Here is a 23,170-nt window from a genome sequence, read left to right on the forward strand (position 1 = left end):
ACATGGATGGCATGGCCAAGTCGCGGTTGAGCACCTTGAACGCTGCTCAACCTCGGTAAGCTGGATGTAGAAAGTTCGCAGCTGTGCGAGGCTCGTGTGCCCCGAAGCTGGCGCAGCAGCTTGCGTCCTTCGCTGCGCGCCCTTGGCACATTTGAGTGCTATCGAGCTCGAACTCAAAGGCCGCGACCCAACAGTCGGCAGTCTTTGGCCTCACCAGCGAGTAGCTCACGCTTGCTCTTTGGGCCAGAAGACTAGTTGAGACATCGCGCTAGAGCGGCCGATAAGTGCCATGTTGTCAAACACCGCTTTTACTCGCATCTTCGACTTAACAGCCTGCCCCTCCACCTCACCAGGCGAGAACTCCGCAGCCATGAAGGCAACCCGCGCCGCCTGCTCGAACGCTGGCGGCAGTTGCGGCTCATCCGATGAATGTGCTGCACCGGGCCTGCTTCGTCGATGAAGAGAGAAAGAATGCCCGTGTACCGCGCGAACTACGTCTCGCCAGACGGCGTAGCCAGCGAAACCTGGGTCCTGACGACAGGTGGCACGGTGAGCAGAGGTCGGAATATGTAGTCGCCCCGATCATCCATCGAGACCGCAGGCGTGCTGTCGGACGGCGACCCTTGAGCATCAGACGCGGGTGCCGTGAGGGAAACGGATGCGGCCTTCTGGCGCTTTGGTGAAACATGCGGGGGGCGGCGACGACGGAAGGCGCAAACGCAGCATTCTCCGAAAGCGAGGGCTCGGCTGCTTGGGGCGCCGGCGCCGGCACGATCCGGGCAAGGGTCCGTTGCGATTGCATCTGTACGCCAGGGGCTGTTGCTGCCGTCCGGAGCGGTTGCGCAGGCATTGGCGCACAGCGTCAGCACTTCCGCATGCAGCGCCACTGAAAGACAGGCACAGACCAGCAACATGTACCCGCCTCCACGACCAAGCCACCACCTGACCGGCAGCGCGCCGGCGGCGCTCGAACATACCATTTCGGTACTGTCAGTCCGTCAACTCCCGCCACGAATTGCGATGCGGCACGCCTGCTGCACCGCCGCCACCAGGCGGCCGTTCAGTCTTGATCGTTCCATCGCTGTTCTGACGCAGGATCCGAGTCTCGCCATTCTCCAGCTTCACCCAGCTCTGCCCCACGATGAGCGCATTGGCGCTCCATTGCTCGCCTGCTGGATCCTCGAGGGCATTTCCGTTGGCGGCGTTCAGGTAGTAGCGCCACGACGACCCGCCGGAGCTGCACGCGTCGCCGCTCGGAATGGCAGTGCCGATGGACAGCGTTCCGAACTGGAGGGCCATGTCCGTTGCGACACGTTCGCCAGTGTTGGGCAGGTCGACCCACCAGCCGTTCTGCGTTCCCCAGTTCACCTGATTGCTGGTGATGGACGCCGTGACGCCTGTGACGGTGAAGGTCTGGCGCACCATCGTGTTGTTGGTGCGCACGTCGCCGAGGCCGGTGTTCGTCAACGCATCCTTGACGGCATAGATGCTCTGCTGCGTCGTGTCCTCGATATCCGCGGTGCCGAAGTATTTGCCCGTCGCCACGACGATCACCGGTTTGCCGGAGATCTCGACCGTCTCCGGCTTGACCGTGATGGGCTGAGGCGTGGTTGCATTGATCTTGAATTCCGCGAGCAGCAAGGCGCTCCGATTGGGCTGTACCAGATTGTCCACGTCGAAGCGCCAGAGATTGCCAAACAGGTCACCCCCATAGAAACGCTTGGAGGTGTTGTCCGCAGAGTCGTCGATCCATCCATTGATCTTGGCAAGCCCACTGGGGTCGGTGGTCGTGCCGGCCGTGGTGGGGATGTCCAGGATCTTTGCACCGGTATTGGCATTCAACACGAACAGGTGGCCCTTGCCATCGCCATTGCTGATGTTGTTGTAGCCGGATGCGAAGACCACGGTCCAGACGCCGTCCTTGTTCTTGGTGATCACGGGATTGCCGTAGGTCAGCCCGAGGTTCGTGTCGGAGAACTCCCAGAGGGCCTTGGGATCTTCCGGATCCGTTATGTCGAGCGCGTAGTAACTGCGCCCCCCTTTGTTGAGGCCGCCGACGAGAATCGTTTTCCAGGTGTTGCCGACACGGATGTCGCCGATGACCGGGGCGCCATCCACGAAGTAGCGATGCCTGGATTCGTAGCCCGCGTCGGCCAGTCTGTAGAGATTCGGCATGAGCTCGGAAGGTACATAGGCCCAGAGCTCGGTGCCTCCGTCTGCCGTGGCGGCAGAGAAGGCGTGCAGCATGCCATCGTTGGCCGCGACATAGACGGCGGGCTTGCGCGTCTTCTTCGCCAGGACAAAGTCGACGTAGCCGGTATCGGTGTAGCTGAAAGGGGGTTTGCTCACGTAGACCGGGGCCCCGTTGATGATGTCGCCCAGCGGACCCACCCTGGTACGGTACAGCGCGCGCGTCGTTCCGCTTGCGGAATTTGCCGTCTCGAAGGTGCGCGTGCCACGCAGGAAGTCGACCAGGTTAGCACCGGTGTTGGCCAGCGTCGCTTCAGCCGACGACAGGCCTGAGCATTGGGAGGCCACCAAGGTCTGGGAGCACAGGTTGCTGAAGTTGGTTCCGTACCCGTCCGCGTTCAGGTTAGTCCAGTTGAAGGCGCGCAATGTGGTGGTGGCCGTGGGTCGCCTGTAGAAGATCTTGCGGGATGATGCCGCAGTGTTCGTGAGAATGGCTTGCGCGGACCAGACCGGTGTGGCGCTGATGGCCGCCGTATCGCCATTGAGCGTGTACGCCTGCAGGTCACCCGCCCAGGTCTTGGTGGTGTAGCTGGCCTTGAACACCTGATTGTTGTCGCCCGCGACCAGCTCAAGGGCGCTGGTCGATGCGGCCGACGACGAACCGTTCTGCTCCTGGATCGAGTTGACCACGCCACTGACGGCTTCGCTCAGCGCACTGGCGTTCAGCGCCGAATAGTACTGGCCGCGACCGTTGACGGCCCCATGCCACAGGTCATCGATGTTCGTCGCTCCACGGTCCGAGCCTGGCTCGGGCCAACTGATGCTGCCGTTCTTGAGGTTGACGAAGTCGCCGGCCGTCTGCGTCAGATAGTTTCGGTCATAGGCCAGGGTTCCGTTGACGCCGAGTCCGATGGTGAACGTCGTCATGTGCTGGTGCGGCGCGGTGTCGCGGCCGCTCGCCGGAATGTTGTTGCTGCAGACGTTCTGCTGCGTGCCAGAAGCGGAGGACGTACAGTTGCCAAGGGCGGTGGTGCGCAGATCGGTCTGATAGTAGTACTGCGCGACGTCGGCGAGGGTATTGGTTGCGCCGCCGGTTGTCTCCGTGACGCTCGAACCGTTTGCCACAGTGCCCGCCAGTGTCGAGGCCGTCTGTCCATTGGTGATCGTGGTGCCGCCCGTCACGCAACTGGTTGTCGGGGAGCCATCATTCGTCCATGCACCGGAAGAGAAGGTCTGCCGCTGCGTGCTTACGTTGTAACGATTCTGATTGAGCAGGCGGCATGAACCGAGGGTTCCAACGGTATAGGCGTTGCGCGTGACCACAATGGAAGTGCCGTCATACATGGGCCGCTCTTCGGTAGCGTCCTGATTGTTCACATTGCTCGACCCATCCAGCTTGAAAGGGCCGTAGCTACTCGATTCGGATCCGGTATTCCAGTAGCCATCGGTCGACAGAAGCGTGTAGTTGCGCTGGCAGGAGTATTGAACAGGGTCCGTCTGCCCGCTCATCTTGTTGGCGAAGTAGCGGCCCGCCTTGGACAGCGCTGCCCTGAGGGGCGTGCTTCCATTGGCCGAAGCCGCGTACAGCTTCTCATACACGGTGTTCTTCTGAGTGGTGCCGAAATCGGCGATTGACTGAAACCCAGGCCCGTCGACGGCGCTCGTCGTGTTGATGGTGGTGAAGCCGACGCGATAGCCATCGTTGAGCACGCTGAACGCGCGGCCCACGGCCGTGCGCATGAGGAAGGTGCGCTTTCGGTAATACGAATACCAGTTGGCATAGTTCTGCTGGACATCGGCGGGCTGGCTGGCGATCAAGACTTTCGTGAACACGCTGCTGCCAGGCGAACTGCCGATATCGCTCATGCACTCCCGGTAGAACGTTGGGGACGTGATGACGTTCCCATCCGCTCCGTAGGTCCAGGCCATGGCCGGCTGGCGCGCGGCTCCAGTTGCCGTATAGGTGTAGTAGTAGCGCGTGCCGACCTGGAGGAGTTGTGAAATGCTCCAGCCGCTGCGGTCCCCGCCGCCTCCGGTGTTGGTGACATTGATCGTCAGCGTCCATGTGTTGCCGGAGCCACTCCAGCCGGTCACGGTGCCCGTCATCCACCGGGAAGAATTGGTTGTTTGCTCCGCCTTGATGTCTTTCCCGATCACGAAGGTCTCGCTGCTATTGCCAGAGCCCGTAATCGTGAATGAGCGGCTGCCGTTGCCGATGGTGGCGCTCGAGGTGCTTGTCCGGGCGGTCGTCACCGCTTCAGTGGCGCCAAGGTCTACCGAACCGGTCCCCGCAAAACCATCCGACCGCGCCGATCTGAAGCTGGAATTCGGAAACGATGAACCATCCGCGTTGAGCGGCGGCGGATAGGCCAGTGAAGGATCGAAAGCCGTCCCGTTGCACTGCGGTGTCCAATAGCCGTACTTGCCTGTATAGGGCTGATCGGTAGCATTCACGGACGCGCCCAACTCGTCCGGCATGTAGCTCCAGTTCATAGAACCGGAGTCGTCCAGCACGAAGAGCATGTTGGGCTTGGCCTTGACATTGGGACGCGTCGCAAGTGGCTCGTCGAGGATGAAAGTTTCCGCGGCCCGGCTGGTACCCGCCCACCCGATCCAACCTGAAACCGCCATCAGCAGCAGCAGGCTTTGCACGCGCCAGTCGCGCGCTTGCTGCCGCAAGGTGTTTGTTCGCATGGCTGATCACTCCTCGTCCCGCGCTATGTGCGCTATTGGAAATTGACAATGGTTTCTGTGAAGCTCGCGGTGTTGCGCGGGCCCAGCACACGCACGATGACGCGGTAGTACGGGCCGGCAGCGGCAGTGAACCGGCCCGTGCCATAGGCCATGGCACCACGACCCGAGGCACCGCTGCCGCTGTTGAGCGGCTTTGCACAACTGTTGTTGATCTCGTCGTTGGGGTCGCCAGCGGATTGGCAAAGGCGAAAGATCACGTACCGTGTCTTGTTGCCGTTGACATCGCCAACCGCCACGGTCTTGAGAGCGCATGCCGCGAAGCTGCCCGACGTCGCGTAGTTGCACGCGGTGTCGTTGTCCCAGTCGATCAGCTTGCGCGCGTTGACGTCGTATTGCTGCCCGGTGGCGTCGACTGGCGTGACTGTCGTGTCGGCGTTCCGCTCCTTGGTGCTGGCGTAGTAGCCGCTGTTCGCGTTGTCGGCATTGAGACCGGCGACATTGGCCTTCAGCCAGGCAACTGCCTGCCGCGTCGCCTGGTCGCCGGCAACGGTGGCGTCTTGCTTGAAGCCGATGTTGCCGAGGACGAGGCCGCCGGTGTCGACCGTGCGTACGAGGGCCAGTGTTGCCAGCGAGAGCGCCACCAGGGCCAGGAGGGCAAAAAGAAGGGAAACGCCTTGTTGGGTAGGGCCGGGCTTCGAGCGGTTCATGTCGCACCCCCAGCAGAATTCCAAAGCACGTTGCGAAGCGGCACGACGGTGTCGTACACCTTGTAGCGGTAGTGCTCCCAATCCGGGACCTGATCGATCTTGAGCGTCAGGCACTTGCTGGTGCTGTGGCAGTCGATGGTGCCGGCGATCGTGCTCCCGGCACCGACGTCCCACAGGGGATTGACCTTCGTCACCGCGTCCTTCTCGAACTGGGCGCTTCGCGCCACCACGGCGATCCGAATGGCGAGCACCTGCTGCCATCCTGTGGAGGTGATCGGTGTGGTCGTGTCGTAGGTATCGACCTGGCCGTCGCCATTGGTGTCTTTGCCATACATCGCCTGCAGGTTGACGATCTGCGAGTAGAGCGCCGTCGCCGTGCTCGATCCGCTGTTGGCCGTCCGCGCGGTGACTTGAAGGTTGTAGGCAGCGTCGATCTCGTAGGTGTTGTGCGACATCGTTCCCATGTTCAGCAAATAGCTGTCCTTCTCGTAACCACCGGTGGGGAACACGCTGGTGCGATTCCATTTGCTGGTACCCGACACATGAGGCACTCGCTTTGCGCCCAGAGTCGTGTCGGTGGGCGCGGACGAGCCGTCGTCGGTCACGTCGAAAACGGCACACCACCGGGTTGAGCTCCAGGCACCGCCCTTGGGAACCGCAACCATCAGATCGCCTTTTTCCGCGCCGAACGACGATTTGACGACGAAGAAGCTCCCTGTTTCTGCATGGTCGCTGGACACGAGGATCGGGGCAGAGAAGGTCGACTTGCGGCTCTGAAGGATCGTGACCTTGTCGGGTGCACCGGCAGTCCCATCCTCGATGACGACGGGCGCGAGAGTTGGCGTGAAGGCAAACGGAAGGGTGCCCGCCGGGGCCGCCGGATCCATGTATTCGCCCTTGATGGGGCAGCCCAGTGAGGCGGGGTTGGTGGCAGCGCCATAGCCGGCCATCTGCACTTCGCGCTGGAGGGTGTAGAGCGAGAGCGCGCCATTGACCTGCGCGTCACCACCCATCGACAAGGTGCGCTTCTTGCCTTCCGACAACGCCATCACTTCGCTGATGACGATGGTGGTGAGCATGCCGAGCACGAGGCCGACCATCAGCTCGATCAGCGTGAAGCCCCGCTGTGCGTTGCCCCGTGGCGGCCGGGAGAACAAGGATTTGCGAATGTTCATGTCAGCTCGCCGTCTTTGCAGCAATGGTGGTCTGCGTCACGAACTTGTGCGTCTCGCCGCCCGGCACGGTCCATGTGACCGTGACGGACACGTCGCCTGTCCCTTCGTCGACCGTGATCACAGCGCCACCTCCGGGAAGAATCTGGCCGATCTTGCTGCGCCACTCGGTGCAACTCGCAGCGGTGCAGCTGGTGTCCCCTTCGTAGCCGGTCAGGTTGTTGATGTCGGTCCACATCCGGCCGACGACCTCGCTGGCGAGATAGGCGGCGTCCGCACGTATCTTCGAATCGGTCTGCGACTTGGTCAGGGTGCTTTGCATTCCGAGCAGGCCGAGCACACCGAGCATGAAAATCAGGAGAGCGACCAGCACTTCGATCAGTGCGATGCCGCGAGCGCGGTTTGCGCCTTTCATCCGGAGGCAGCCCGTCGCAGTACTGCGTGCCGCCGAAGAAGAAGAACGAGGGTTCCGGGCCATCGTGTGCATAGAACTAAGTTGCATCAGGGACCGTGCATTTGCGCGGATCGGTGGAATCGGTCACCTTCGGGTCACACATGCGGACGGCGCCTGCTCGCGTGATTTCCAAACGCAGCTTGCGGTAAGTGACGCTGTCGTCTGGGCCCTTGATGTCGATCCGTGCCAAGGGACTGGTGTTGGTGATCCGCCCGAAGCCGTTGAAGGTCACCGTTTCCGCGGCGCTGGTTCCGTCCGCCAGCAGACCGGAGACCTTCACCTTGCCGCCCGCGTCATTGCCCGTGCGCGCTTCAACAATCTTGGGTGCCACAGTGGTCGATGGCGCGCTGCCGCATTTGGTTGCTGGCGAATCGACACTGACGACCCAGGCGCTGCCAGTAGCCGACACCGAGCAGTTGTTGTCCATGACACCGGGGTTGGTGAGGGAGACCAGGTAGAAGGAGATGTTCTGATTGCGCCTCACCGCCTCGCTGCGCGCCGTCTGCAGTCCGTTCTGCAACGCCTCTGCCGTGTTGCGGATGCGCGTGTTGTCCATCCAGGTGCCGAGCGTCGGCATGGCGACGGTCAGGATGAGCGCGAACACCGTGATGGTGACCAGGAGCTCGATGAGAGAAAAGCCGCGTTCGCGCATGGTGGCTTTGCCGGTCAGCAGGTTGTCGAGTTCGTGAGCCAGCATTCCGCGGGCGTCGACAGCGCGGTTCCCTTGAACTTTGTGGTGGTTCGCAGACCGGCCTGATTGATCTTGTATTCGTGGCCCCGGGCACTGCCAGCGGCGCCGGTCGCTGTGATCGTGTAGCCCTGCTGCGAGTTGGAAGTCGAGCAATCGAATGTGAAGTACTTGATGGTCTTCGGGAAAGTGTTCCAGGAACTCGCAGCGGCGTTGTTCGCGCATGCAGCGGCAGAGCCGTAGTTGCGGTTGTCCTGGTAGTACTGCTCCATCTTGGCGCGGTAGCTGGACAGCTCGTTGAAAGCTTCCGGCAATTGCCCTCGTCGCACGTAGTCGGTGTAGGCCGGGACGGCGATCGCCGCGAGAATCCCGATGATCGCCACAACGATCATGACTTCGATGAGCGTGAAGCCGGCCGAGAGTCGGCGGAGCTTATAAGGGGCGTTGAGCACTATGTGGACCTTCGATCGCAGTTGTACGTCGGTCACAAATTGTCACCACGCTGTCAGATTTCGCGACAACCGTCCGTCACCAGTGCAGTTCCTTTCGTCGCCTCCATGTAAGCCATTCGTGCGCTTTTTCACACAGCCGCAATGCCTGGCATAACGAGCACCGCCGCTCGCATGGGTACGCCAGCGTCCTTGCTCGTCGTTCCCGCTGCCGTCTCGGCGACGGTCGTCGCACTGCCTTTTCTCTTCCCCTTTGCCGCCGGACCATCGGTGAATGCGTGGCAGCAGTTGGTCGCCTGGACCTGCGTGGCGCTTATGTTGGTTGCCCGACCGGCAGTGCTGGCAGGGCGCGGCGTCCTGGCTTGGCTGGCACTAATTGCGGCGGCGATCCTACTGTCGCGCGGATCCGGTGCTGCTGTCGTCAGCCCCTACGCCCTCGCAGCCTTTACCGCCGTGACCGCCGTCGCAGGCATGGCCTGCGCGGGTGCGGGACTGGCTCGCGCACCCGTCTCCCGGCAGGCCGCACTAGCATTTGGCCTCCTCACCGCCGGCCTCCTCAGCGCCATCCTCGGCCTCCTCCAGTACTACGGCCTTGCAGCCCCCCTCATCCCCTGGACCACCGCCCCCGATCTCGGCCAGGCCTACGGCAACCTCCGCCAGCGCAACCAGTTCGCCACCCTGATCAGCATGGCCCTCCTCGCGGCGCTCTGGCTGCATGGCCACGGAGGGCGCCGCGCCCGCCTCGCGCTGATCCCGGCCAACGCCTTGCTGGTCGTCGCCCTCGCCGCCTCCACCTCGAGGACCGGGTTGCTCCAGCTGCTCCTGATCAGCGGCATCTCCGCCTGGCTCGCCCGGCGCGAAAGACGGCCTCATCAGCGCAAGGAAGGCTCAACAGACCCACGCCTGCCGCCTCCCTGGTCCCTGCTCGCGCTGATCCCCGCCTACTGCGCCGCCGCCTGGCTGCTCCCGCTGCTCGCAGGCCCGGGTGTCGAAGGCATGATCCACCGCCTGCGCGATGGCGCGCCCGCCGCGCACAGCCGGCTCGTGCTCTGGAGCAATGTGCTCGAACTCATCGCTCAGCGTCCCTGGACGGGCTGGGGCTGGGGCGAGCTGAGCTTCGCGCACTACAGCACGCTTTATGAAGGCCCGCGCTTCATCGAGATCCTGGACAACGCGCACAACCTGCCTCTGCACCTCGCGGTCGAGCTGGGCATCCCGGCAGCGGTCCTGATCTGCGGTGGGTTCGGCTGGCTGGTGCTGTCTGCGCGGCCATGGCGCGAGACCGATCCTGCACGGCTGATGGCATGGGGGCTGCTCGGTGCGATCGTGCTTCACAGCCTGCTCGAATACCCGCTGTGGTACGGCCCCTTCCAGCTCGTCTTCGGCCTGTGCCTGGGCTTCCTGTGGCCCTCATCGACGGAGAAAACTGCCGACCCTCCGCAACCCCGGCCGTTCTTCGCGCCCTCGCTGGCCGCTGCGCTGGCCCTCATGGCGATCGTCGCCTACGCCGGCTGGGACTACACCCGCGTCAGCCAGCTCTATCTCGCCCGTGAAGAGCGCCTGCCGGCATGGCGCGACGACACGCTGGCGAAGGTGCAGGACTCGTGGCTCTTCGCCAGCCAGGTGAAGTTCGCAGAGCTCGCGCTCACGACAGTCGACCGAACCAACGCCGCCGAAGTGCATGCGCTGGCGCAGCGCCTGGTTCACTTCTCGCCGGAGCCGCGTGTGATCGTCAAGCTCATCGACAGCGCCATGCTGCTGGGCCACGAGACGGAGGCCATAGAACAGAGCAAGCGCTTCAAGATTGCCTTCCCCGGCGACTACGCGCGCTGGCTCGCCAAGGAGCCGCTGGACGATCCGTCGGAATAGTGCGCCGCTGCGGCTCAGCCCTTCGCGGGCGGCGGCGCCATGTAGCTTCCCGACTTGCCCCCGTGCTTTTCAAGCACGCGCACGCCGTTGATGGTCATGCCGCGATCCACCGCCTTGCACATGTCGTAGATGGTCAGCAGCGCAACCTGCACGGCGGTCAGGGCTTCCATTTCGACGCCGGTGGGTCCGACGGTCTCGACAGTCGCGGTGCATGCCACCTGCGGCGTGCCGCCCTCGGCGAGCGCGAACGCCACGGCGACCCGCGTCAGCGGCAGCGGATGGCACAAGGGGATGAGGTCGCTGGTCTTCTTGGCCGCCTGGATGCCCGCGATGCGCGCGATGCCCAGCACGTCGCCCTTCTTCGCGGTGCCCGACTCAATCAACGCCAGCGTTGCCGCTTGCATCTCGATACGACCCGTCGCCACGGCCACGCGGTGAGTGGCCGGTTTGGCGGCGACGTCCACCATGTGGGCCTGGCCCTGGGCATCAAAATGGGTGAGAGAACTCATGCTTGAACGTTCAGCGGAGTGAAGCATCATACGAGCCCCAGCCACCGATCCTCCTCATGCTGCGCCGGACTTCTTCCACCTCTTCGAACCGCACGCCGAAGCGCCTGCTGCGCACACTCTGCGCCTGTCTCCTGACCGCCTGCCAATTCGCGACGCCTCTACAGGCGCATGCCCAGCTGCTGCCGGGCATGGGCGACGGCGAGATGACGGCGAGCACCGAGCGCCACCTCGGCGACCAGATCGCGCGCGAGCTGTATCGCGACCCCGACTACATCGACGACCCGGTGCTGGTCGAGTATGTGGAAGACATCTGGCAGCGGCTGCTGGCGGCAGCGCGCCTGCGGGGCGAGCTCACGCCCGAGCTGGACGAGCGCTTCGCCTGGACCGTGATGCTGGGTCGCGACCGCAGCATCAACGCCTTCGCGCTGCCGGGCGGATACCTGGGCCTGCACCTCGGTCTGATTTCGGTCACCGGCAGCCGCGACGAGCTCGCCACCGTCCTGGGACACGAGCTCTCCCACGTCACGCAGCGCCACATCTCGCGCATCATGGCCAAGCAGAGCCGGCAGATGCCGCTGCTCCTGGCCGGCATGATCCTGGGCATGATCGCCGCGGGCAAAAGCCGCAGCGGCGATGCGGGGCAGGCGGTGCTGATGGGCAGCCAGGCCGCCTTCGCGCAGAGCCAGCTCAGCTTCTCGCGCGACATGGAGCGCGAGGCCGACCGCATCGGCTTCGGCGTGATGACCCAGGCAGGCTATGCGCCCCAAGGTGCGGCCGCGATGTTCGAGAAGCTGCAGTACGCGGCGCGCCTCAATGACAACGGCTCGTATCCCTACCTGCGCAGCCATCCGCTCAACAACGAGCGCATCGCCGACATGCAGGGCCGCTACCAGTTCCGGCCCGGCAGCGGCATCGCCATGCCGCTGGCGATGGACCACGCCATGATCGCCGCCCGCGCCCGCGTGCTGGTGCGTCCCGGGGTGGACGTGTTGCGGCTGTGGATCGACGCGGCCAGCAGCGGCGAGTTCGCGCGCAGCTCGCCGGCGCAGCAAGCCGGCACGCTGTACGCGGCGGCGCTCGCGGCCAACGAGCTGCGCGACGCCAGGTCCGCCCGCGCGCTGGTGCAGCGGCTGGTGGCCCGCACGGGCGAAGACGCGCGCGCCGCTCGGCTGGCGCGCCTGCTGTCGGCCGAGATCGAACTCTCGGCCGATGCCCCGGCGAAGGCGGCCACGCTGCTCGACGCGCAGGCGAAGGACCGGCCCGAGATGCTGCTCGCCGCGCAGGCTGCCGCCGCCACCCGCCAGCCGGGGTCGATGGTGGCCTCATTGCGCGACTGGGTGGCGTCACATCCCCGCGACGCGACCGCCTGGCGCATGCTGGGCCGGCTCTACGGCGCGCAGAGCGACACGCTGCGCGCCATCCGCGCCGATGCGGAGGCCAACGTAGCGGTGCTCGACTATCCGGGGGCGCGCGACCGCTTCAAGGCGGCGCAGGAGTTCATCCACAGGGGCGGCGCGCCCATCGACCACTACGAGGCCTCGATCGTCGACACCCGAGCGCGGGCGATCGACGTGCTGGTCAGGGAGCAGGCGGCGGAGCCGCCGCTCAAATAGCTCAGGCCTTGGCGAACAGACCGCCCAGCGCGGCCTCGATGATGAGGCCCAGCAACGAATAGATCAGCGAGCCGATCAGCGCCGCCACGAAGCCATTGACGTGGAAGCCCGGCAGCAGCCCCGAGGCCGCCCAGAAGAGCAGGGCGTTGATCACGAAGAGGAAGAGGCCCAGCGTGACGATGGTGACCGGCAGCGTCAGCACGACCAGCACCGGCCGCACCACCATGTTGAGCAGGCCGATCACGGCCGCGGCGATCAGTGCCGAGGTAAAGCTCGACACCTGCACGCCGCTGTAGATGTAGGTCACTGCAATCAGAGCGAGGGCGCTCAGCAGCCATTTGATGACGAGGCGCATGCGTGCGGTACGGCGCGAGCGCTATTCGGACAGCTCGTTGGCCAGCACCAGCAGCGCGCCCATGCCGAGCACCGCGCCGGGCACGGCCCAGCCGGACTTGCCGGGTGACTGCACGTCGGGTGCCACAGGTTCGAGGTCCACGCCGATCTTCGGACGGCGGGCATCGATCACGCGCGCAGCGCCGTGCTCCATCTTCAGGCGCTGCGTGAGCTCGGCCAAGGGCCCCTTGGCCAGCACGGAGGTGACCTGGTCGCCTTCCAGTTGCAGCAGCGGCAGCAGCTGGTCCTGCGTCTTCGCCAGCCACTTGTTGCGCCAGTTCTCGCGCGCGCTGTGGCTCACCCATTTGCTGATGCGATGCGTCATGCGCGGCGCGCAGGCCACCAGCACCCAGCGGCGGGCACCCGTGCCGACCGCTTCGGGCGTGAGCCGCGAGAGCAGTTCGCGCGCGTAGGCCGCATCGTCGACATACAGAATGATCTTTTCCATGGATGCTCCTTGTTGGCGAGATCAGGCGGTGGCGGTGTCTTGCGGCTTCGGCCGGCGCATCGCGACCCACTTGCCGATCAGCAGCACCAGCAGCGCGCCGCCGACACCGGCAATGTAGCGCACCATGTCGGTTTGCGGCAGCTTCGGCACCCAGGTCCACGCAGCGGGGTTGACGACCGAGGGGTCCGACACCGCCATCGTGCCGGCAATCCAGCCCAGCAGCATGCCGCCCAACGTGATGATGATGGGGAAGCGGTCCATCAGCTTGATGACCAGCTGGCTGCCCCAGACGATGATCGGAATGCTCACCAGCAGGCCGAAGATCACCAGCGGCATCTGGTGGCCCTCGCCCGCGCCTTGCGCGGCGCCGGCGATCGCGATCACGTTGTCCACGCTCATCACCAGGTCGGCGACGATGACCGTCTTCACGGCGGACCACAGCCGGTCGCTGGCGGCGATGTTGCCATGCGCATCGTCATGCTCGGGCGCGAGCAGCTTGATGCCGATCCACACCAGCAGCAGCGCGCCAGCCAGCTTGAGGAACGGAATGGCCAGCAGCGTGAGTGCGAAGAAGATCAGGATCACGCGAAGCAGGATGGCGCCGGCGGTGCCCCAAAGAATGCCCTTGGTGCGTTGCGCGGGCGGCAGCTTGCGGCAGGCCAGTGCGATGACGACGGCGTTGTCGCCGCCGAGAAGGATGTCGATCATGATGATCTGACCGACGGCGACCCAGAATTCGGGGGTCAGGAACTGTTCCATAGCGTCCTCTGTTCGAATTGCTTCATCCCGTGCGGGTTGGATCAAGCGGCTGAATGAGGACCCGCAGGGTCCGGGACATGCAAACGCTTCGATCGAACCCGCGCGGGCTCCAATCGAAGGTCTTGCTCGGCAGCGTGGGCTGCCCGACAGGCCGGAAGTGTTGTCTTCGTATTGACGACCTGTCGAAGTCCGTCCTCGTGGAAGACGGGTGGGAGCTACTCCCCTTCGGTCCGGTGATTAGAGCATCGAGGGCGCAGGCGTGGCAACAGAATTTTTCTCGACCTTCAAGGAAAAAACGCCGGCAGCCCGCAGAGGCAGGACTCGGCATGCTATTTATTTCGGAGCAGCGCATAACCTTCCGCAGTCGCTGGGCTTTGCCGGGACTATGATGCCCAGCCGCATTTTTCCCGACCTCTCATGGCCGCCATCCACATCACAGACATCGAGGCCGCCATCAACTATTGGCGCGAGAAAAAGCCCTCGCCCGATGGCATCACCCTTGCGCCCGAGCTGCGCGCGCTGGCCGAGGTCTACGCGCTGATGGTGTTCCATCACGAGGACGAGGCCGACGAGGTCGGGTTTCCGCCCAAGGCCTGGGACGCCTGGCTCGCCTGGTACCAGACAACGCCCGACACCCCCTGCATCGCCATCTGCTCCACCAGTCAGGGCGACGACGAATGCAAGGGCTGCGGCCGCAGCTTCGACGAGGTGCAGCACTGGCCCTCGATGACGCCCGGCGAGAAGCGCGCCACCTGGCGGCGCATCACGATGCTGGACAAGGCATGGCGCTTCAACCGCTATGCCGAGCGGGCGCGCGAGGCCGAACCCGCCTGGCCGGATGACGAGCCGGCGCCCGGCGAGCCGGCCGAGCTGCCGCACTGAAGAGAATCAAGCGCCATGCGCCGCCTCGCGCAAGCCCCCAACCTGGCGATCGCCACGCTCTGGGCCGATGCCTTGCGGGAAGAGGGCGTCGCGGCCTCGGTGCAGCGCGAATACCTCGGCGCGGCCGCCGGCCAGCTGCCACCCGACCAATGCCTGCCGGAGATCTGGATCGAGGACGAGGCCCAGCTCGAGCGTGCAAGGCAGCTGCTCCATGCGTTGCAGCACCGGCCTCAGCGGCGCTGGCTTTGCCGCTGCGGCGAGCTGGTCGAGGGCGGCTTCGAGCAGTGCTGGCAGTGCGGCGCGATGATGCCCGGTGCGCCTTGAGACGGCCGAATTACTTCCAGCGCACCAGCTCGATGTCCACGCTGTGCGTGCCGTCGCCCAGCATCAAGCCACCTTCCTGGATGGTCGCCTGCAACTGCATCGATCGCTGCGCCAGCGCGGCCAATTCCTGCGAAGCCGCCGTCGGTACGCGGTAGACGGAGAGGTTCTGCGGCCGCGTGAGCTTGTTCTCGATGCCGCGCCACCAGACCTCGGCCGCATGGTGGAAGGCGTAGACGATCGTCTCGTCCGCCTTTCCGCAGGCCTTGATGACCGGCTTGTCCTCCGGCTGGCCCACCTCGACCCACAAGCGCACCGCGCCGGTGAAGTCGCGCAGCCAGACATCGGGCTCGTCCGGGTTCGAGAGGCCCGCGCCGAAGGCCAGCGTGCCGTCGCCCTGGCAGACGTCCTGCAGCTTGTGCGCATTGAGTGCCAGCGCGACCAGCCGGATCATCATCCGCTCGTCGGTCTCGCTGGGATGGCGCGCCAGCGTGAGCGCATGGTCGGCGTAGTAGCCGTGGTCGATGTCGGCCACCGCGAGGGTGGCCTTGAAGATGGTGGATTTGAGCGCCATGGGGTCGCGAGTGTAGGCGGCCTCGCGGCCCGCTTCGTTCACGCCATCTTCAGGGCGTCTGCGCCCGTCGCGCCAGCTCGGCCGCCTTGCCGATATAGGTGGCCGGCGTCATGGCCAGCAACCGTTCCTTTTCGGCTTCGGGGATTTCGAGCGAGCGGATCAACTGGTGCAGCGCTTCGGCGGTCACCGTCTTGCCGCGGGTGACCTCCTTGAGCTGCTCGTACGCGCCCTGCACGCCGAAACGCCGCATCACGGTCTGGATCGGCTCGGCCAGCACTTCCCATGAGGCCTCGAGATCTTCGGCGAGCGCCTCCTCGTTGAGCTCCAGCTTGCCAAGCCCGGCCGCAAGGCTGGCATAGGCCAGCACCGCATAACCGAAGGCCACGCCGATGTTGCGCAGCACGGTGCTGTCGGTCAGGTCGCGCTGCCAGCGGCTGATCGGAAGCTTCTCGCTCAGGTGGCGCAGCAGTGCGTTGGCCAGTCCCAGGTTGCCTTCGGCGTTCTCGAAGTCGATCGGGTTCACCTTGTGCGGCATGGTCGAGGAGCCGATCTCGCCCTTCTTGAGCCGCTGCTTGAAATAGCCCAGGCCCACGTAGCCCCAGACGTCTCGCGCGAAGTCGATCAGGATGGTGTTGGCGCGCGCCACCGCATCGTAGAGCTCGGCCATGTAGTCGTGAGGCTCGATCTGGATGCTGTACGGCTGGAAGCCGAGGCCCAGCCCCAGCGGCGCCGGCGTCTCGACCACCTTGCGGCTGAAGGCCTCCCAATCGAACTCGGGCCAGGCCGCCATGTGCGCGTTGTAGTTGCCTACCGCGCCGTTCATCTTGCCCAGCAGCGCCACGCCGGCGATGCGCTCGCGCGCCTTGGCCAGGCGCACGGCCACGTTCGCGATTTCCTTGCCGACGGTGGTCGGGCTGGCGGTCTGGCCGTGCGTGCGCGACAGCATCGGCACCTCGGCGAAGCGGCCCGCCATCTCGCGCAGCGTGGCGATCAGGCCGTCGATGGCGGGCAGCACCACTTTTTCACGTGCGGCCTGGATCTGCAGCGCGTGGCTGGTGTTGTTGATGTCCTCGCTGGTGCAGGCGAAGTGCACGAACTCCGAGGCTGCCAGCAGCTCGGGCCGGGCCTCGAACTTGGACTTGATCCAGTACTCGACCGCCTTGACGTCGTGGTTCGTGGTCTTCTCGATCTGCTTGATCGCGATGGCGTCGGCCTCGGAGAAATTGGTGACCAGGCCCAGCAGGTACTTGCGCGCGCCGCCGGTGAGCGGCTTGAACTCGGGAAAGCCGCAGTCCGACAGCGCGATGAACCACGCGACCTCGACCTGTACCCGCCGGTGCATGTAGCCCTGCTCACTCATCAGCGGCCGCAGGGCCGAGAGCTTGGCCGCGTAGCGGCCGTCGAGGGGGGAAAGGGCGGAGACGGTGGAGAAACTCATGCGCTGAATTTTAGGTGCCGGTCCCGGACCTTCAATTTCAGTTCGCTGCGGCTTCCCGGAAGAAGGCAATACGCTCGACCGTGGCCGGATGCGAGGAGAAGGCGAGGCCGATGACGTCGTCGTCCAGCCCGGCGCGCTTCTGCCCGGCGCGCCAGCGCTCGACGGCCTCGAAGAAGCCGATCATCACGCGCGGCGAGATGCCGGCGGCACGCATCAGCCGCACCGATTCAACGTCGGCCTCGCGCTCGGCATCACGCGAGTAGCCGAGTGTGGCCAGCAGCACCGGGGCGCTGCCGATGAGCGTGCCGTAGTCGCCGAAAGCGGCCGATACAGCAAACCCGATCGCCGACGCCTGCACCAGCTGCCGCATCGCATGCCGCAGCCGCACATGGCCGAACTCGTGGCCGAGCACACCGAGCACCGCATCCGGGTCGCCGGGCATCAGCTGCACCAGCTCGTCCGTCAGGATGATGGTGCCGCCGGGCAGTGCAAGCGCGTTGGGCCCCAGCCGCTTGTCGCGGGCACGCCGGAACTCCAGCTTCCAGGCCGGTGGGCCATTCGGGTGGGCCGCCTGAATCATCCGTTCGAAGGTGCGACGGATGCGCTCCTGTTCCTCCGGCACCAGCGCGCTGGGCGCCAGCAGCGACTTGTCGACGGATTCGAGTACCTCGGCGCCGATCGTCGCGTCCACGCCGGCCGGCACCGCCGCGGTCACGCCGCGTGCGACCCACGGCAGGCCCCACTGATACAACGCGGCAGTCGCGGCCAGCAGCAAGGCCAAGGCCAGCGCCACGCCGCGCCAGTTCTGTTGGGCGCGAACCACCAGACTCTCGCCGCGGCCGAGCTGCGCGACCCATGCGTCCCATGCCGCGACGTCCAGCGCCTGTACGCTGGCGCCCTGCGGCAGCTGCAGCAGCCGGCCGCCGTGGCGCGTGCGTTCGGGCCAGCGCAGCCGCGCCAGCGGCACGCTGAGCGATGCAAAAGCTGCGCCGGGCGCCGGCGCGACGACAAGCGCGTCGCCATCGACGTGCAGGCACGCCGCCGCAGGACGGCTGCTATGGCCGTCGAAAAAACGAACGTCGAGAACGGCGCTCATTGAGCGCTCACAGGCCGATGTCCAGCCCGAACAGGTCGGCCGCCATGTCGCCCGCGGCGCTCGGGTCTTCTCGCCCTGCGGCTTGGCTGAGCTGGTCGAGGCCGATGCGCGTCTGCAGCTCGACGGCCTCGATCTGGGCTCGCCGCGTGTTCACCACGGCGAAGGGCCAGTAGAGGCCGAGCGTCAGGAAAATCAGCAGGTAGTTCCTGCACTGCAGGCCCAGGTAGCTGCCGAACTTCATGCGGCTGTCGAAGCGCAGCACCTCGTTGCCGGTGGCCGACCACATCAGGTTCTGCAGCCGCACCTGCAAATAGGACTTCGGGAGGATGTTGATGAGCAGGACCGCGCCGAAGCCCATGAGCGCCGCCACCACCACGAAGATCGCGCCGGTGCCGGATCTGCGGCCCGCGAAGGCGAAGAGGCCCGCCACCAGCAGCATGATCGCAAACGCAGCAAAGCTGATTGCAATCAGCTTGATGAAGATGCCGTAGAGCACGCCCACATCGACCTTGAGCCGGGTCTGCAGCGCGCCGATCGCGTAGTTGTCGTGCTGGTAACGCCGCACGCGCCAGAGGAAATAAGGCAGGCCCGCGGCGAAAGCCAGCATGCCCAGGCCCGCCACGCCGGTCGCCACCGCGGGCAGCGCAAGCGGCTTGCCCTCCACCGGCATCCCGGCCATCACACCCGCGAGGGCCACCGGCAGCAACGCCAGCGCCAGCGGCGGCAGCATGCAGGCGTAGGCGCCAGCGGTGTTGCCCGCAAAATGGAAGCGCAGGCCGCGCCAACTGGTGTTGGCCAGCCTGAAGCGCATCGCCGCGCGGAACAACGCCGGCCACAGCGCCATGAAGGCGAGCGCCGCCACCAGCGCCGCCCAGCCGGAGAAATTGCTGCCCACCGAATAAGCGACCAGGAAACCAGCGGCAACCAAGGTGCCGCGCAGCATCCTGGCCGGCTCGCCGTGAAAGTCCAGCGCGTCGCCCCCGATCCAGGTGTTGCTGTAGAAGTACTTGAGCTTGCGCACCTTGGCCCAGGGCAGGTAGATGCCGAGGGTGACGACGATGAGCAGCAGGTTCACGATCCAGATGCGGAAATACTCGCTGCCGCTGGCCGTGAACTCGATCGAATGGCGCTCGGGCACTGTATCGATGGGCGCTTCTGTGACCATGTTCCTTCACCTTCTCCCTCGTTGGCGTGGAGGCGGATTCTGCACTGCGCGCCTTCCCCTAGAATCAAAACGCTACAACGACGACCCCCAGGGGGAGAGAGCCCGCATGAAACTGATCGGATCCAACGCCAGCCCTTATGTGCGCAAGGTGCGCGTGGTCATGGCCGAGAAGCGGCTCGACTACCAGTTCGTGATCGAGGACGTCTGGTCCGACGACACGACCATCGCCAGCTCCAACCCATTGGGCAAGGTTCCGTGCCTGATCATGGAAGGCAGCGAGGCCATGTTCGATTCCCGCGTGATCGTCGAGTACCTCGACACCCTTTCACCGGTCGGAAAGCTGATTCCGCAGCAGGGCCGCGAGCGCGCCGAGGTCAAGACCTGGGAGGCCCTGGCCGACGGCGTGATGGACGCCGGCGTGCTCTGGCGGATGGAGGCCACCTGGGCCCGCCGTGCCGACGGCGAGCGAAGCCAGGCCTGGATCGGCCGCCAACGTGCCAAGGTCGAGGCCGGCATCCGTGCCATGGCCAAGGGCCTGGGCGACAAGCCCTTCTGCAGCGGCATTCATTTGAGCCTTTCGGACATCGCAGTCGGCTGCGCGCTCGGCTGGATCGGATTCCGCTTCCCTGAAATCGATTGGCGCGGCGAGCACCCGAACCTCGGCAAGCTCTACGACAAGCTGATGCTGCGCCCCAGCTTCGCCGACACCGCCCCCTGAACCAACTGAACCGCGAAAGCAAAAGCCCCGCGGTGCGGGGCTTTTTGTTGGTGAACACCGCGGAACCGGCTTTGCCGGGCCGCTGGTGTTGCCCCCGGTAGGGGGTGGGCGGCTACACGAAGTGAGCCAACCTGGGGGCGAGCAACATGCCCTCCCCGGTAGGGGGTGGGCGGCTACATGAAGGCAGCCAACCTGGGGGCGAGATAAAGATGCTGCGAGGCGCCCCGAAACGAAGGAGGGAGGGAGGGAGGAGGAGAAGAATCGCCTCGGGATTTCATTCGGACGTCAGGCGTCCGAAAGGCCTCGCAACAAGAAAATTTTCGGGTTTTCCGCACCCGAGCCGGTAAGAGCCCGACCCGCGCAGAGCGGTTCCCAAGACAGTGGTAAGCGTTTGTGACGAGGCCCGCGAATGTCCAGCGGCGTCACTGAGCGCCGAGCTGCTTTTCCAGCTGACGGACGAAACCCTTGTCATCCGGCGAGGTCATGCTGGAATACGAATCCACCACCTTGCCTTCGCGGCTGATCAGGTACTTGTAGAAGTTCCACTTGGGCGTCGTCCCCGAGACCTGCGCGAGTTCCTTGAACAGCGGGTTCGCCTCGGTCCCGCGCACCGAGGATTTGGCGAACATCGGAAATTTCACGCCGAAAGTGCTTTCGCAGAAGTCCGCGATTTCCTTGTTCGTGCCGGTCTCCTGCGAGAAGTCGTTCGAGGGGAAGCCCAGCACCACCAGCCCGCGCGAGCGGTACTTGCTGTCCAGCGCCTCCAGCCCCTTGTACTGCGGGGTGAAGCCGCAGAAGCTCGCTGTGTTGACCACCAGCACCACCTTGCCTGTGTATTGGCACAGCGCCTGGGGTTTCTCGTCTTGCAGGCGGGGGAAGGTGTGTTGCAGGATGGGCGGGCAGCCAGCGGGGGCGGCCACCTCGGCACCGGGCGCTGCAATCCCCTGGGCACTGACGAGGGCTGGTGCCAGGCAGGCCATCGCGGCGAAAGCCGCGAAAGCAGCGAGAGGGGGTGAAACAAGTGGCCGTCGAAAGAGGATTCGCATGGCGGTGTCCAGAGTAAAAGTAGGGGCTTGGCCGGAACGGCGGCGCGGTCGTCTATACCGCATCATCGCGCGCTTGTCACGAGGGCGCCAACCCCCGCGTCTAAAATCGCCGGGTTCAGAAAGTCATTGATGCTCTACCCGGAACTTTTCAGACAGCTCGAATCCGTCCGCTGGGACATGGACAAAGACATTCCCTGGCAGTCCTTCGATGCGAGCCGCCTGTCCGACGAACAGGCGCAGACCATCAAGATGAACGCCATCACGGAATGGGCCGCCCTGCCCGCCACCGAGATGTTCCTTCGCGACAATCGCCACGACAGCGACTTCTCCGCCTTCATGTCGATCTGGTTCTTCGAGGAGCAGAAGCATTCGCTGGTGCTGATGGAATACCTCAAGCGCTTCAGCCCCCAGCACGCGCCCACCGAGCAGGAGCTGCACGAGGTGCGCTTCGATTTCGACCCGGCGCCGCCGCTCGAGACGCTGATGCTCCACTTCTGCGGCGAGATCCGCCTCAACCACTGGTACCGGCGCGCGGCCGAGTGGCACACCGAGCCCGTCATCAAGCACATCTACACCACCCTGAGCCAGGACGAGGCCCGGCACGGCGGCGCCTACCTGCGCTACATGAAGCGCGCCCTCGAGAAGTTCGGCGACGAGGCGCGTGCGGCCTTCACCAAGGTCGGTGTGCTGATGGCGAGTGCCCGGCGCACCGCCCAGGCGCTGCACCCGACGAACCTGCATGTCAACAAGGCGCTGTTCCCCAACGACACGATCCAGAGCCGCGTGCCCGATCCAGACTGGCTGGAGCATTGGCTGGACAAGCAGATCAAGTTCGACATCGCCTGGGAAAACAAGGTCGGCGACCGCATCCTGCACAACCTGAGCCTGCTGATGAACCGCAGCTTCAAGACCGTGCAGGAGCTCAATCGCTACCGAAAGGAAGTCACGGCCACCCTCGGCCCCAAGTCCGCGTACCAGGGGGCCTGAGCCCCCGACGCACGCCTGTCACAAGGCAGGGGCCTCGTCCGTCTTGCCGGTATGGACGACTCCACCCGCACCTTCGATTGCCACCGCAAGCGCCTGCTGGGCATCGCCTACCGCATGCTCGGCTCGGCCGCAGATGCCGAAGACGTGGTGCAGGATGCCTGGCTGCGCTGGAACGACGCGACTGTCGACGCACTCCACAACCCCGAGGCCTGGCTGGTCACCGTGGTCACGCGCCTGTCCATCGACCGCCTGCGCGCCGCCAAGCTCCAGCGCGAGCACTATGAAGGGGCCTGGCTGCCCGAGCCGCTGCTGACCGGCGCGCCGGCCTCGCCCGAGCAGATGCTGGAGCGTGCCGACGACATTTCCGTCGCCTTTCTCGCGGTGCTGGAGCGCCTCGCCCCCGAGGCGCGCGCGGCTTTCCTGCTGCGCGAGGTCTTCGATGCCGACTACGAGGACGTGGCGCGCACGCTGGGCAAGAGCGAAGCGGCGTGCCGACAGCTGGTGCACCGCGCCAAGAACCAGATCCAGGAGGAGCGCCCGCGCTTCGCGGTGGAGCGCGATACCCACTGGCGGTTGATGCAGGGCTTTGCCGAAGCCTCCGCCAGCGGCGACATGCGCCGGCTCAAGGAACTGCTGGCCGAGGATGCCGAGCTGATCGGCGACAGCGGCGGCAAGGTGCCGGCCTTCCGCAAGGTATTGCGCGGTGCCCAGCGCATTGCGCAGTACTTCTACGCCGTGCCGCGCCTGCTCGGCAGCGGGCTGCGGCTCAAGCTGGCCGAGATCAACGGCGAGCCGGGCCTGCTGCGCTTCTACAACGGCGCCCTGGAGTCGGTACAGACCATCGAGACGGACGGCGAGCGGATCCTGCGCATCTGCACGCAACGCAATCCAGAGAAACTGGCGCGCATCGCTGCGCGCTTCTCCGCGCGGCCCGTCACGCGTGCCGAGCTCGAGGCACTGCGGACCGCCGCGCCGCCTGGAGACCTCGCATGAGCGCG

The 23,170-nt window shown here is 65.3% G+C and carries 22 protein-coding genes; 7 read left to right on the plus strand and 15 right to left on the minus strand.

From position 1 onward, the window contains the following. Positions 1-990 precede the first annotated feature (990 nt). From G3W89_RS26960 to G3W89_RS26985, 6 genes are all read right to left on the minus strand, one after another. Positions 991-4,884, minus strand: coding sequence for a pilus assembly protein (locus G3W89_RS26960; protein WP_162577022.1), 3,894 nt, complete (start codon positions 4,882-4,884; stop codon positions 991-993). A gap of 32 nt (positions 4,885-4,916) precedes the next feature. Further along, on the minus strand, positions 4,917-5,591 hold the full coding sequence (locus tag G3W89_RS26965) for a pilus assembly protein PilX (RefSeq protein WP_162577023.1): 675 nt from the start codon (positions 5,589-5,591) through the stop codon (positions 4,917-4,919). Then, positions 5,588-6,766 carry a PilW family protein gene (locus tag G3W89_RS26970; RefSeq protein WP_162577670.1) on the minus strand — a complete coding sequence of 393 codons (1,179 nt, stop codon included), beginning with the start codon at positions 6,764-6,766 and terminating at the stop codon, positions 5,588-5,590. Before G3W89_RS26970 ends, G3W89_RS26965 begins: the two co-directional genes overlap by 4 nt. A gap of 1 nt (position 6,767) precedes the next feature. After that, positions 6,768-7,178, minus strand: a complete 411-nt coding sequence (locus G3W89_RS26975) for a type IV pilus modification PilV family protein (RefSeq protein ID WP_162577024.1) — start codon at positions 7,176-7,178, stop codon at positions 6,768-6,770. Between the two features lie 76 nt (positions 7,179-7,254). Beyond that, positions 7,255-7,869, minus strand: a complete 615-nt coding sequence (locus tag G3W89_RS26980) for a GspH/FimT family pseudopilin (RefSeq protein ID WP_162577671.1) — start codon at positions 7,867-7,869, stop codon at positions 7,255-7,257. Positions 7,870-7,883: 14 nt separating this feature from the next. Beyond that, positions 7,884-8,393, minus strand: a complete 510-nt coding sequence (locus tag G3W89_RS26985) for a type IV pilin protein (RefSeq protein WP_269474991.1) — start codon at positions 8,391-8,393, stop codon at positions 7,884-7,886. A gap of 135 nt (positions 8,394-8,528) precedes the next feature. On the opposite strand from G3W89_RS26985, the gene G3W89_RS26990 reads away from it, so the two are divergent. Next, a complete protein-coding gene (locus G3W89_RS26990) occupies positions 8,529-10,223 on the plus strand; it encodes a PglL family O-oligosaccharyltransferase (protein WP_162577025.1) in 1,695 nt (564 codons plus the stop codon). Positions 10,224-10,237: 14 nt separating this feature from the next. On the opposite strand, the gene moaC is transcribed toward G3W89_RS26990, so the two are convergent. Next, the gene (moaC, locus tag G3W89_RS26995) at positions 10,238-10,732 is read right to left on the minus strand and encodes a cyclic pyranopterin monophosphate synthase MoaC (RefSeq protein ID WP_162577026.1); all 495 of its coding nucleotides are present in this window, start codon (positions 10,730-10,732) and stop codon (positions 10,238-10,240) included. Positions 10,733-10,788: 56 nt separating this feature from the next. On the opposite strand from moaC, the gene G3W89_RS27000 reads away from it, so the two are divergent. Next, positions 10,789-12,345 carry a M48 family metalloprotease gene (locus tag G3W89_RS27000; protein ID WP_162577027.1) on the plus strand — a complete coding sequence of 519 codons (1,557 nt, stop codon included), beginning with the start codon at positions 10,789-10,791 and terminating at the stop codon, positions 12,343-12,345. Between the two features lies 1 nt (position 12,346). Here G3W89_RS27000 and G3W89_RS27005 read toward each other — a convergent pair whose 3' ends face one another. Genes G3W89_RS27005 through G3W89_RS27015 form a run of 3 tightly spaced genes read right to left on the minus strand, consistent with a single transcriptional unit; the run spans position 12,347 to position 13,945 of the window. After that, the gene (locus tag G3W89_RS27005; RefSeq protein WP_162577028.1) at positions 12,347-12,700 is read right to left on the minus strand and encodes a phage holin family protein; all 354 of its coding nucleotides are present in this window, start codon (positions 12,698-12,700) and stop codon (positions 12,347-12,349) included. Positions 12,701-12,721: 21 nt separating this feature from the next. Further along, positions 12,722-13,186 carry a hypothetical protein gene (locus G3W89_RS27010; protein ID WP_162577029.1) on the minus strand — a complete coding sequence of 155 codons (465 nt, stop codon included), beginning with the start codon at positions 13,184-13,186 and terminating at the stop codon, positions 12,722-12,724. Between the two features lie 21 nt (positions 13,187-13,207). Continuing rightward, on the minus strand, positions 13,208-13,945 hold the full coding sequence (locus G3W89_RS27015; RefSeq protein WP_162577030.1) for a TerC family protein: 738 nt from the start codon (positions 13,943-13,945) through the stop codon (positions 13,208-13,210). Positions 13,946-14,362: 417 nt separating this feature from the next. Here G3W89_RS27015 and G3W89_RS27020 point away from each other — a divergent pair, with 417 nt between their 5' ends. Together G3W89_RS27020 and G3W89_RS27025 are read left to right on the plus strand one after the other, a co-directional pair. Next, complete coding sequence (locus G3W89_RS27020; protein WP_162577031.1) at positions 14,363-14,827, plus strand: DUF3717 domain-containing protein; 465 nt, start codon at positions 14,363-14,365, stop codon at positions 14,825-14,827. A 15-nt stretch (positions 14,828-14,842) separates the two neighbouring features. Continuing rightward, on the plus strand, positions 14,843-15,151 hold the full coding sequence (locus G3W89_RS27025) for a putative signal transducing protein (RefSeq protein WP_162577032.1): 309 nt from the start codon (positions 14,843-14,845) through the stop codon (positions 15,149-15,151). Positions 15,152-15,161: 10 nt separating this feature from the next. Here the strand turns inward: G3W89_RS27025 and G3W89_RS27030 are convergent, their stop codons facing one another. The 4 genes from G3W89_RS27030 to G3W89_RS27045 are packed head-to-tail and all read right to left on the minus strand — an operon-like array spanning position 15,162 to position 19,421. After that, entirely contained in the window at positions 15,162-15,722 is a 561-nt protein-coding gene (locus G3W89_RS27030; RefSeq protein ID WP_162577673.1) for a YaeQ family protein, read from the minus strand. Between the two features lie 49 nt (positions 15,723-15,771). Next, a complete protein-coding gene (purB, locus tag G3W89_RS27035; RefSeq protein WP_162577033.1) occupies positions 15,772-17,160 on the minus strand; it encodes an adenylosuccinate lyase in 1,389 nt (462 codons plus the stop codon). 37 nt (positions 17,161-17,197) lie between these two features. Continuing rightward, the gene (locus G3W89_RS27040; RefSeq protein ID WP_162577034.1) at positions 17,198-18,256 is read right to left on the minus strand and encodes a M48 family metallopeptidase; all 1,059 of its coding nucleotides are present in this window, start codon (positions 18,254-18,256) and stop codon (positions 17,198-17,200) included. 7 nt (positions 18,257-18,263) lie between these two features. Continuing rightward, entirely contained in the window at positions 18,264-19,421 is a 1,158-nt protein-coding gene (locus G3W89_RS27045) for a YjgN family protein (protein WP_162577035.1), read from the minus strand. A 106-nt stretch (positions 19,422-19,527) separates the two neighbouring features. On the opposite strand from G3W89_RS27045, the gene G3W89_RS27050 reads away from it, so the two are divergent. Beyond that, positions 19,528-20,139 (plus strand): glutathione S-transferase N-terminal domain-containing protein, encoded by a 612-nt coding sequence (locus tag G3W89_RS27050; protein WP_162577036.1) that lies wholly within the window; start codon positions 19,528-19,530, stop codon positions 20,137-20,139. 422 nt (positions 20,140-20,561) lie between these two features. On the opposite strand, the gene G3W89_RS27055 is transcribed toward G3W89_RS27050, so the two are convergent. Further along, a complete protein-coding gene (locus tag G3W89_RS27055) occupies positions 20,562-21,185 on the minus strand; it encodes a glutathione peroxidase (RefSeq protein WP_232076766.1) in 624 nt (207 codons plus the stop codon). 129 nt (positions 21,186-21,314) lie between these two features. Between G3W89_RS27055 and G3W89_RS27060 the strand changes: the two genes are divergently transcribed. Both G3W89_RS27060 and G3W89_RS27065 read left to right on the plus strand, forming a co-directional pair. Next, complete coding sequence (locus G3W89_RS27060) at positions 21,315-22,172, plus strand: ferritin-like domain-containing protein (RefSeq protein ID WP_162577037.1); 858 nt, start codon at positions 21,315-21,317, stop codon at positions 22,170-22,172. A gap of 51 nt (positions 22,173-22,223) precedes the next feature. Continuing rightward, complete coding sequence (locus G3W89_RS27065) at positions 22,224-23,165, plus strand: RNA polymerase sigma-70 factor (RefSeq protein ID WP_162577038.1); 942 nt, start codon at positions 22,224-22,226, stop codon at positions 23,163-23,165. Positions 23,166-23,170: the final 5 nt, after the last annotated feature.

Source organism: Variovorax sp. PBL-H6 (assembly GCF_901827155.1).
Lineage (GTDB): Bacteria > Pseudomonadota > Gammaproteobacteria > Burkholderiales > Burkholderiaceae_C > Variovorax.

Excerpts from the sequence above, each read along its gene's own strand:
- moaC (WP_162577026.1), bottom strand. The coding sequence starts at position 10,732 with ATGAGTTCTCTCACCCATTTTGATGCCCAGGGCCAGGCCCACATGGTG.
- purB (WP_162577033.1), bottom strand. The coding sequence starts at position 17,160 with ATGAGTTTCTCCACCGTCTCCGCCCTTTCCCCCCTCGACGGCCGCTAC.
- G3W89_RS26980 (WP_162577671.1), bottom strand. The coding sequence starts at position 7,869 with ATGCGCGAACGCGGCTTTTCTCTCATCGAGCTCCTGGTCACCATCACG.
- G3W89_RS27045 (WP_162577035.1), bottom strand. The coding sequence starts at position 19,421 with ATGGTCACAGAAGCGCCCATCGATACAGTGCCCGAGCGCCATTCGATC.
- G3W89_RS26965 (WP_162577023.1), bottom strand. The coding sequence starts at position 5,591 with ATGAACCGCTCGAAGCCCGGCCCTACCCAACAAGGCGTTTCCCTTCTT.
- G3W89_RS27015 (WP_162577030.1), bottom strand. The coding sequence starts at position 13,945 with ATGGAACAGTTCCTGACCCCCGAATTCTGGGTCGCCGTCGGTCAGATC.
- G3W89_RS26970 (WP_162577670.1), bottom strand. The coding sequence starts at position 6,766 with ATGAACATTCGCAAATCCTTGTTCTCCCGGCCGCCACGGGGCAACGCA.
- G3W89_RS27055 (WP_232076766.1), bottom strand. The coding sequence starts at position 21,185 with ATGCGAATCCTCTTTCGACGGCCACTTGTTTCACCCCCTCTCGCTGCT.
- G3W89_RS27030 (WP_162577673.1), bottom strand. The coding sequence starts at position 15,722 with ATGGCGCTCAAATCCACCATCTTCAAGGCCACCCTCGCGGTGGCCGAC.
- G3W89_RS27005 (WP_162577028.1), bottom strand. The coding sequence starts at position 12,700 with ATGCGCCTCGTCATCAAATGGCTGCTGAGCGCCCTCGCTCTGATTGCA.
- G3W89_RS27020 (WP_162577031.1), top strand. The coding sequence starts at position 14,363 with ATGGCCGCCATCCACATCACAGACATCGAGGCCGCCATCAACTATTGG.
- G3W89_RS26990 (WP_162577025.1), top strand. The coding sequence starts at position 8,529 with ATGGGTACGCCAGCGTCCTTGCTCGTCGTTCCCGCTGCCGTCTCGGCG.
- G3W89_RS27025 (WP_162577032.1), top strand. The coding sequence starts at position 14,843 with ATGCGCCGCCTCGCGCAAGCCCCCAACCTGGCGATCGCCACGCTCTGG.
- G3W89_RS27000 (WP_162577027.1), top strand. The coding sequence starts at position 10,789 with ATGCTGCGCCGGACTTCTTCCACCTCTTCGAACCGCACGCCGAAGCGC.
- G3W89_RS27065 (WP_162577038.1), top strand. The coding sequence starts at position 22,224 with ATGGACGACTCCACCCGCACCTTCGATTGCCACCGCAAGCGCCTGCTG.
- G3W89_RS27060 (WP_162577037.1), top strand. The coding sequence starts at position 21,315 with ATGCTCTACCCGGAACTTTTCAGACAGCTCGAATCCGTCCGCTGGGAC.
- G3W89_RS26960 (WP_162577022.1), bottom strand. The coding sequence starts at position 4,884 with ATGCGAACAAACACCTTGCGGCAGCAAGCGCGCGACTGGCGCGTGCAA.
- G3W89_RS27050 (WP_162577036.1), top strand. The coding sequence starts at position 19,528 with ATGAAACTGATCGGATCCAACGCCAGCCCTTATGTGCGCAAGGTGCGC.
- G3W89_RS27040 (WP_162577034.1), bottom strand. The coding sequence starts at position 18,256 with ATGAGCGCCGTTCTCGACGTTCGTTTTTTCGACGGCCATAGCAGCCGT.
- G3W89_RS26975 (WP_162577024.1), bottom strand. The coding sequence starts at position 7,178 with ATGAAAGGCGCAAACCGCGCTCGCGGCATCGCACTGATCGAAGTGCTG.
- G3W89_RS27010 (WP_162577029.1), bottom strand. The coding sequence starts at position 13,186 with ATGGAAAAGATCATTCTGTATGTCGACGATGCGGCCTACGCGCGCGAA.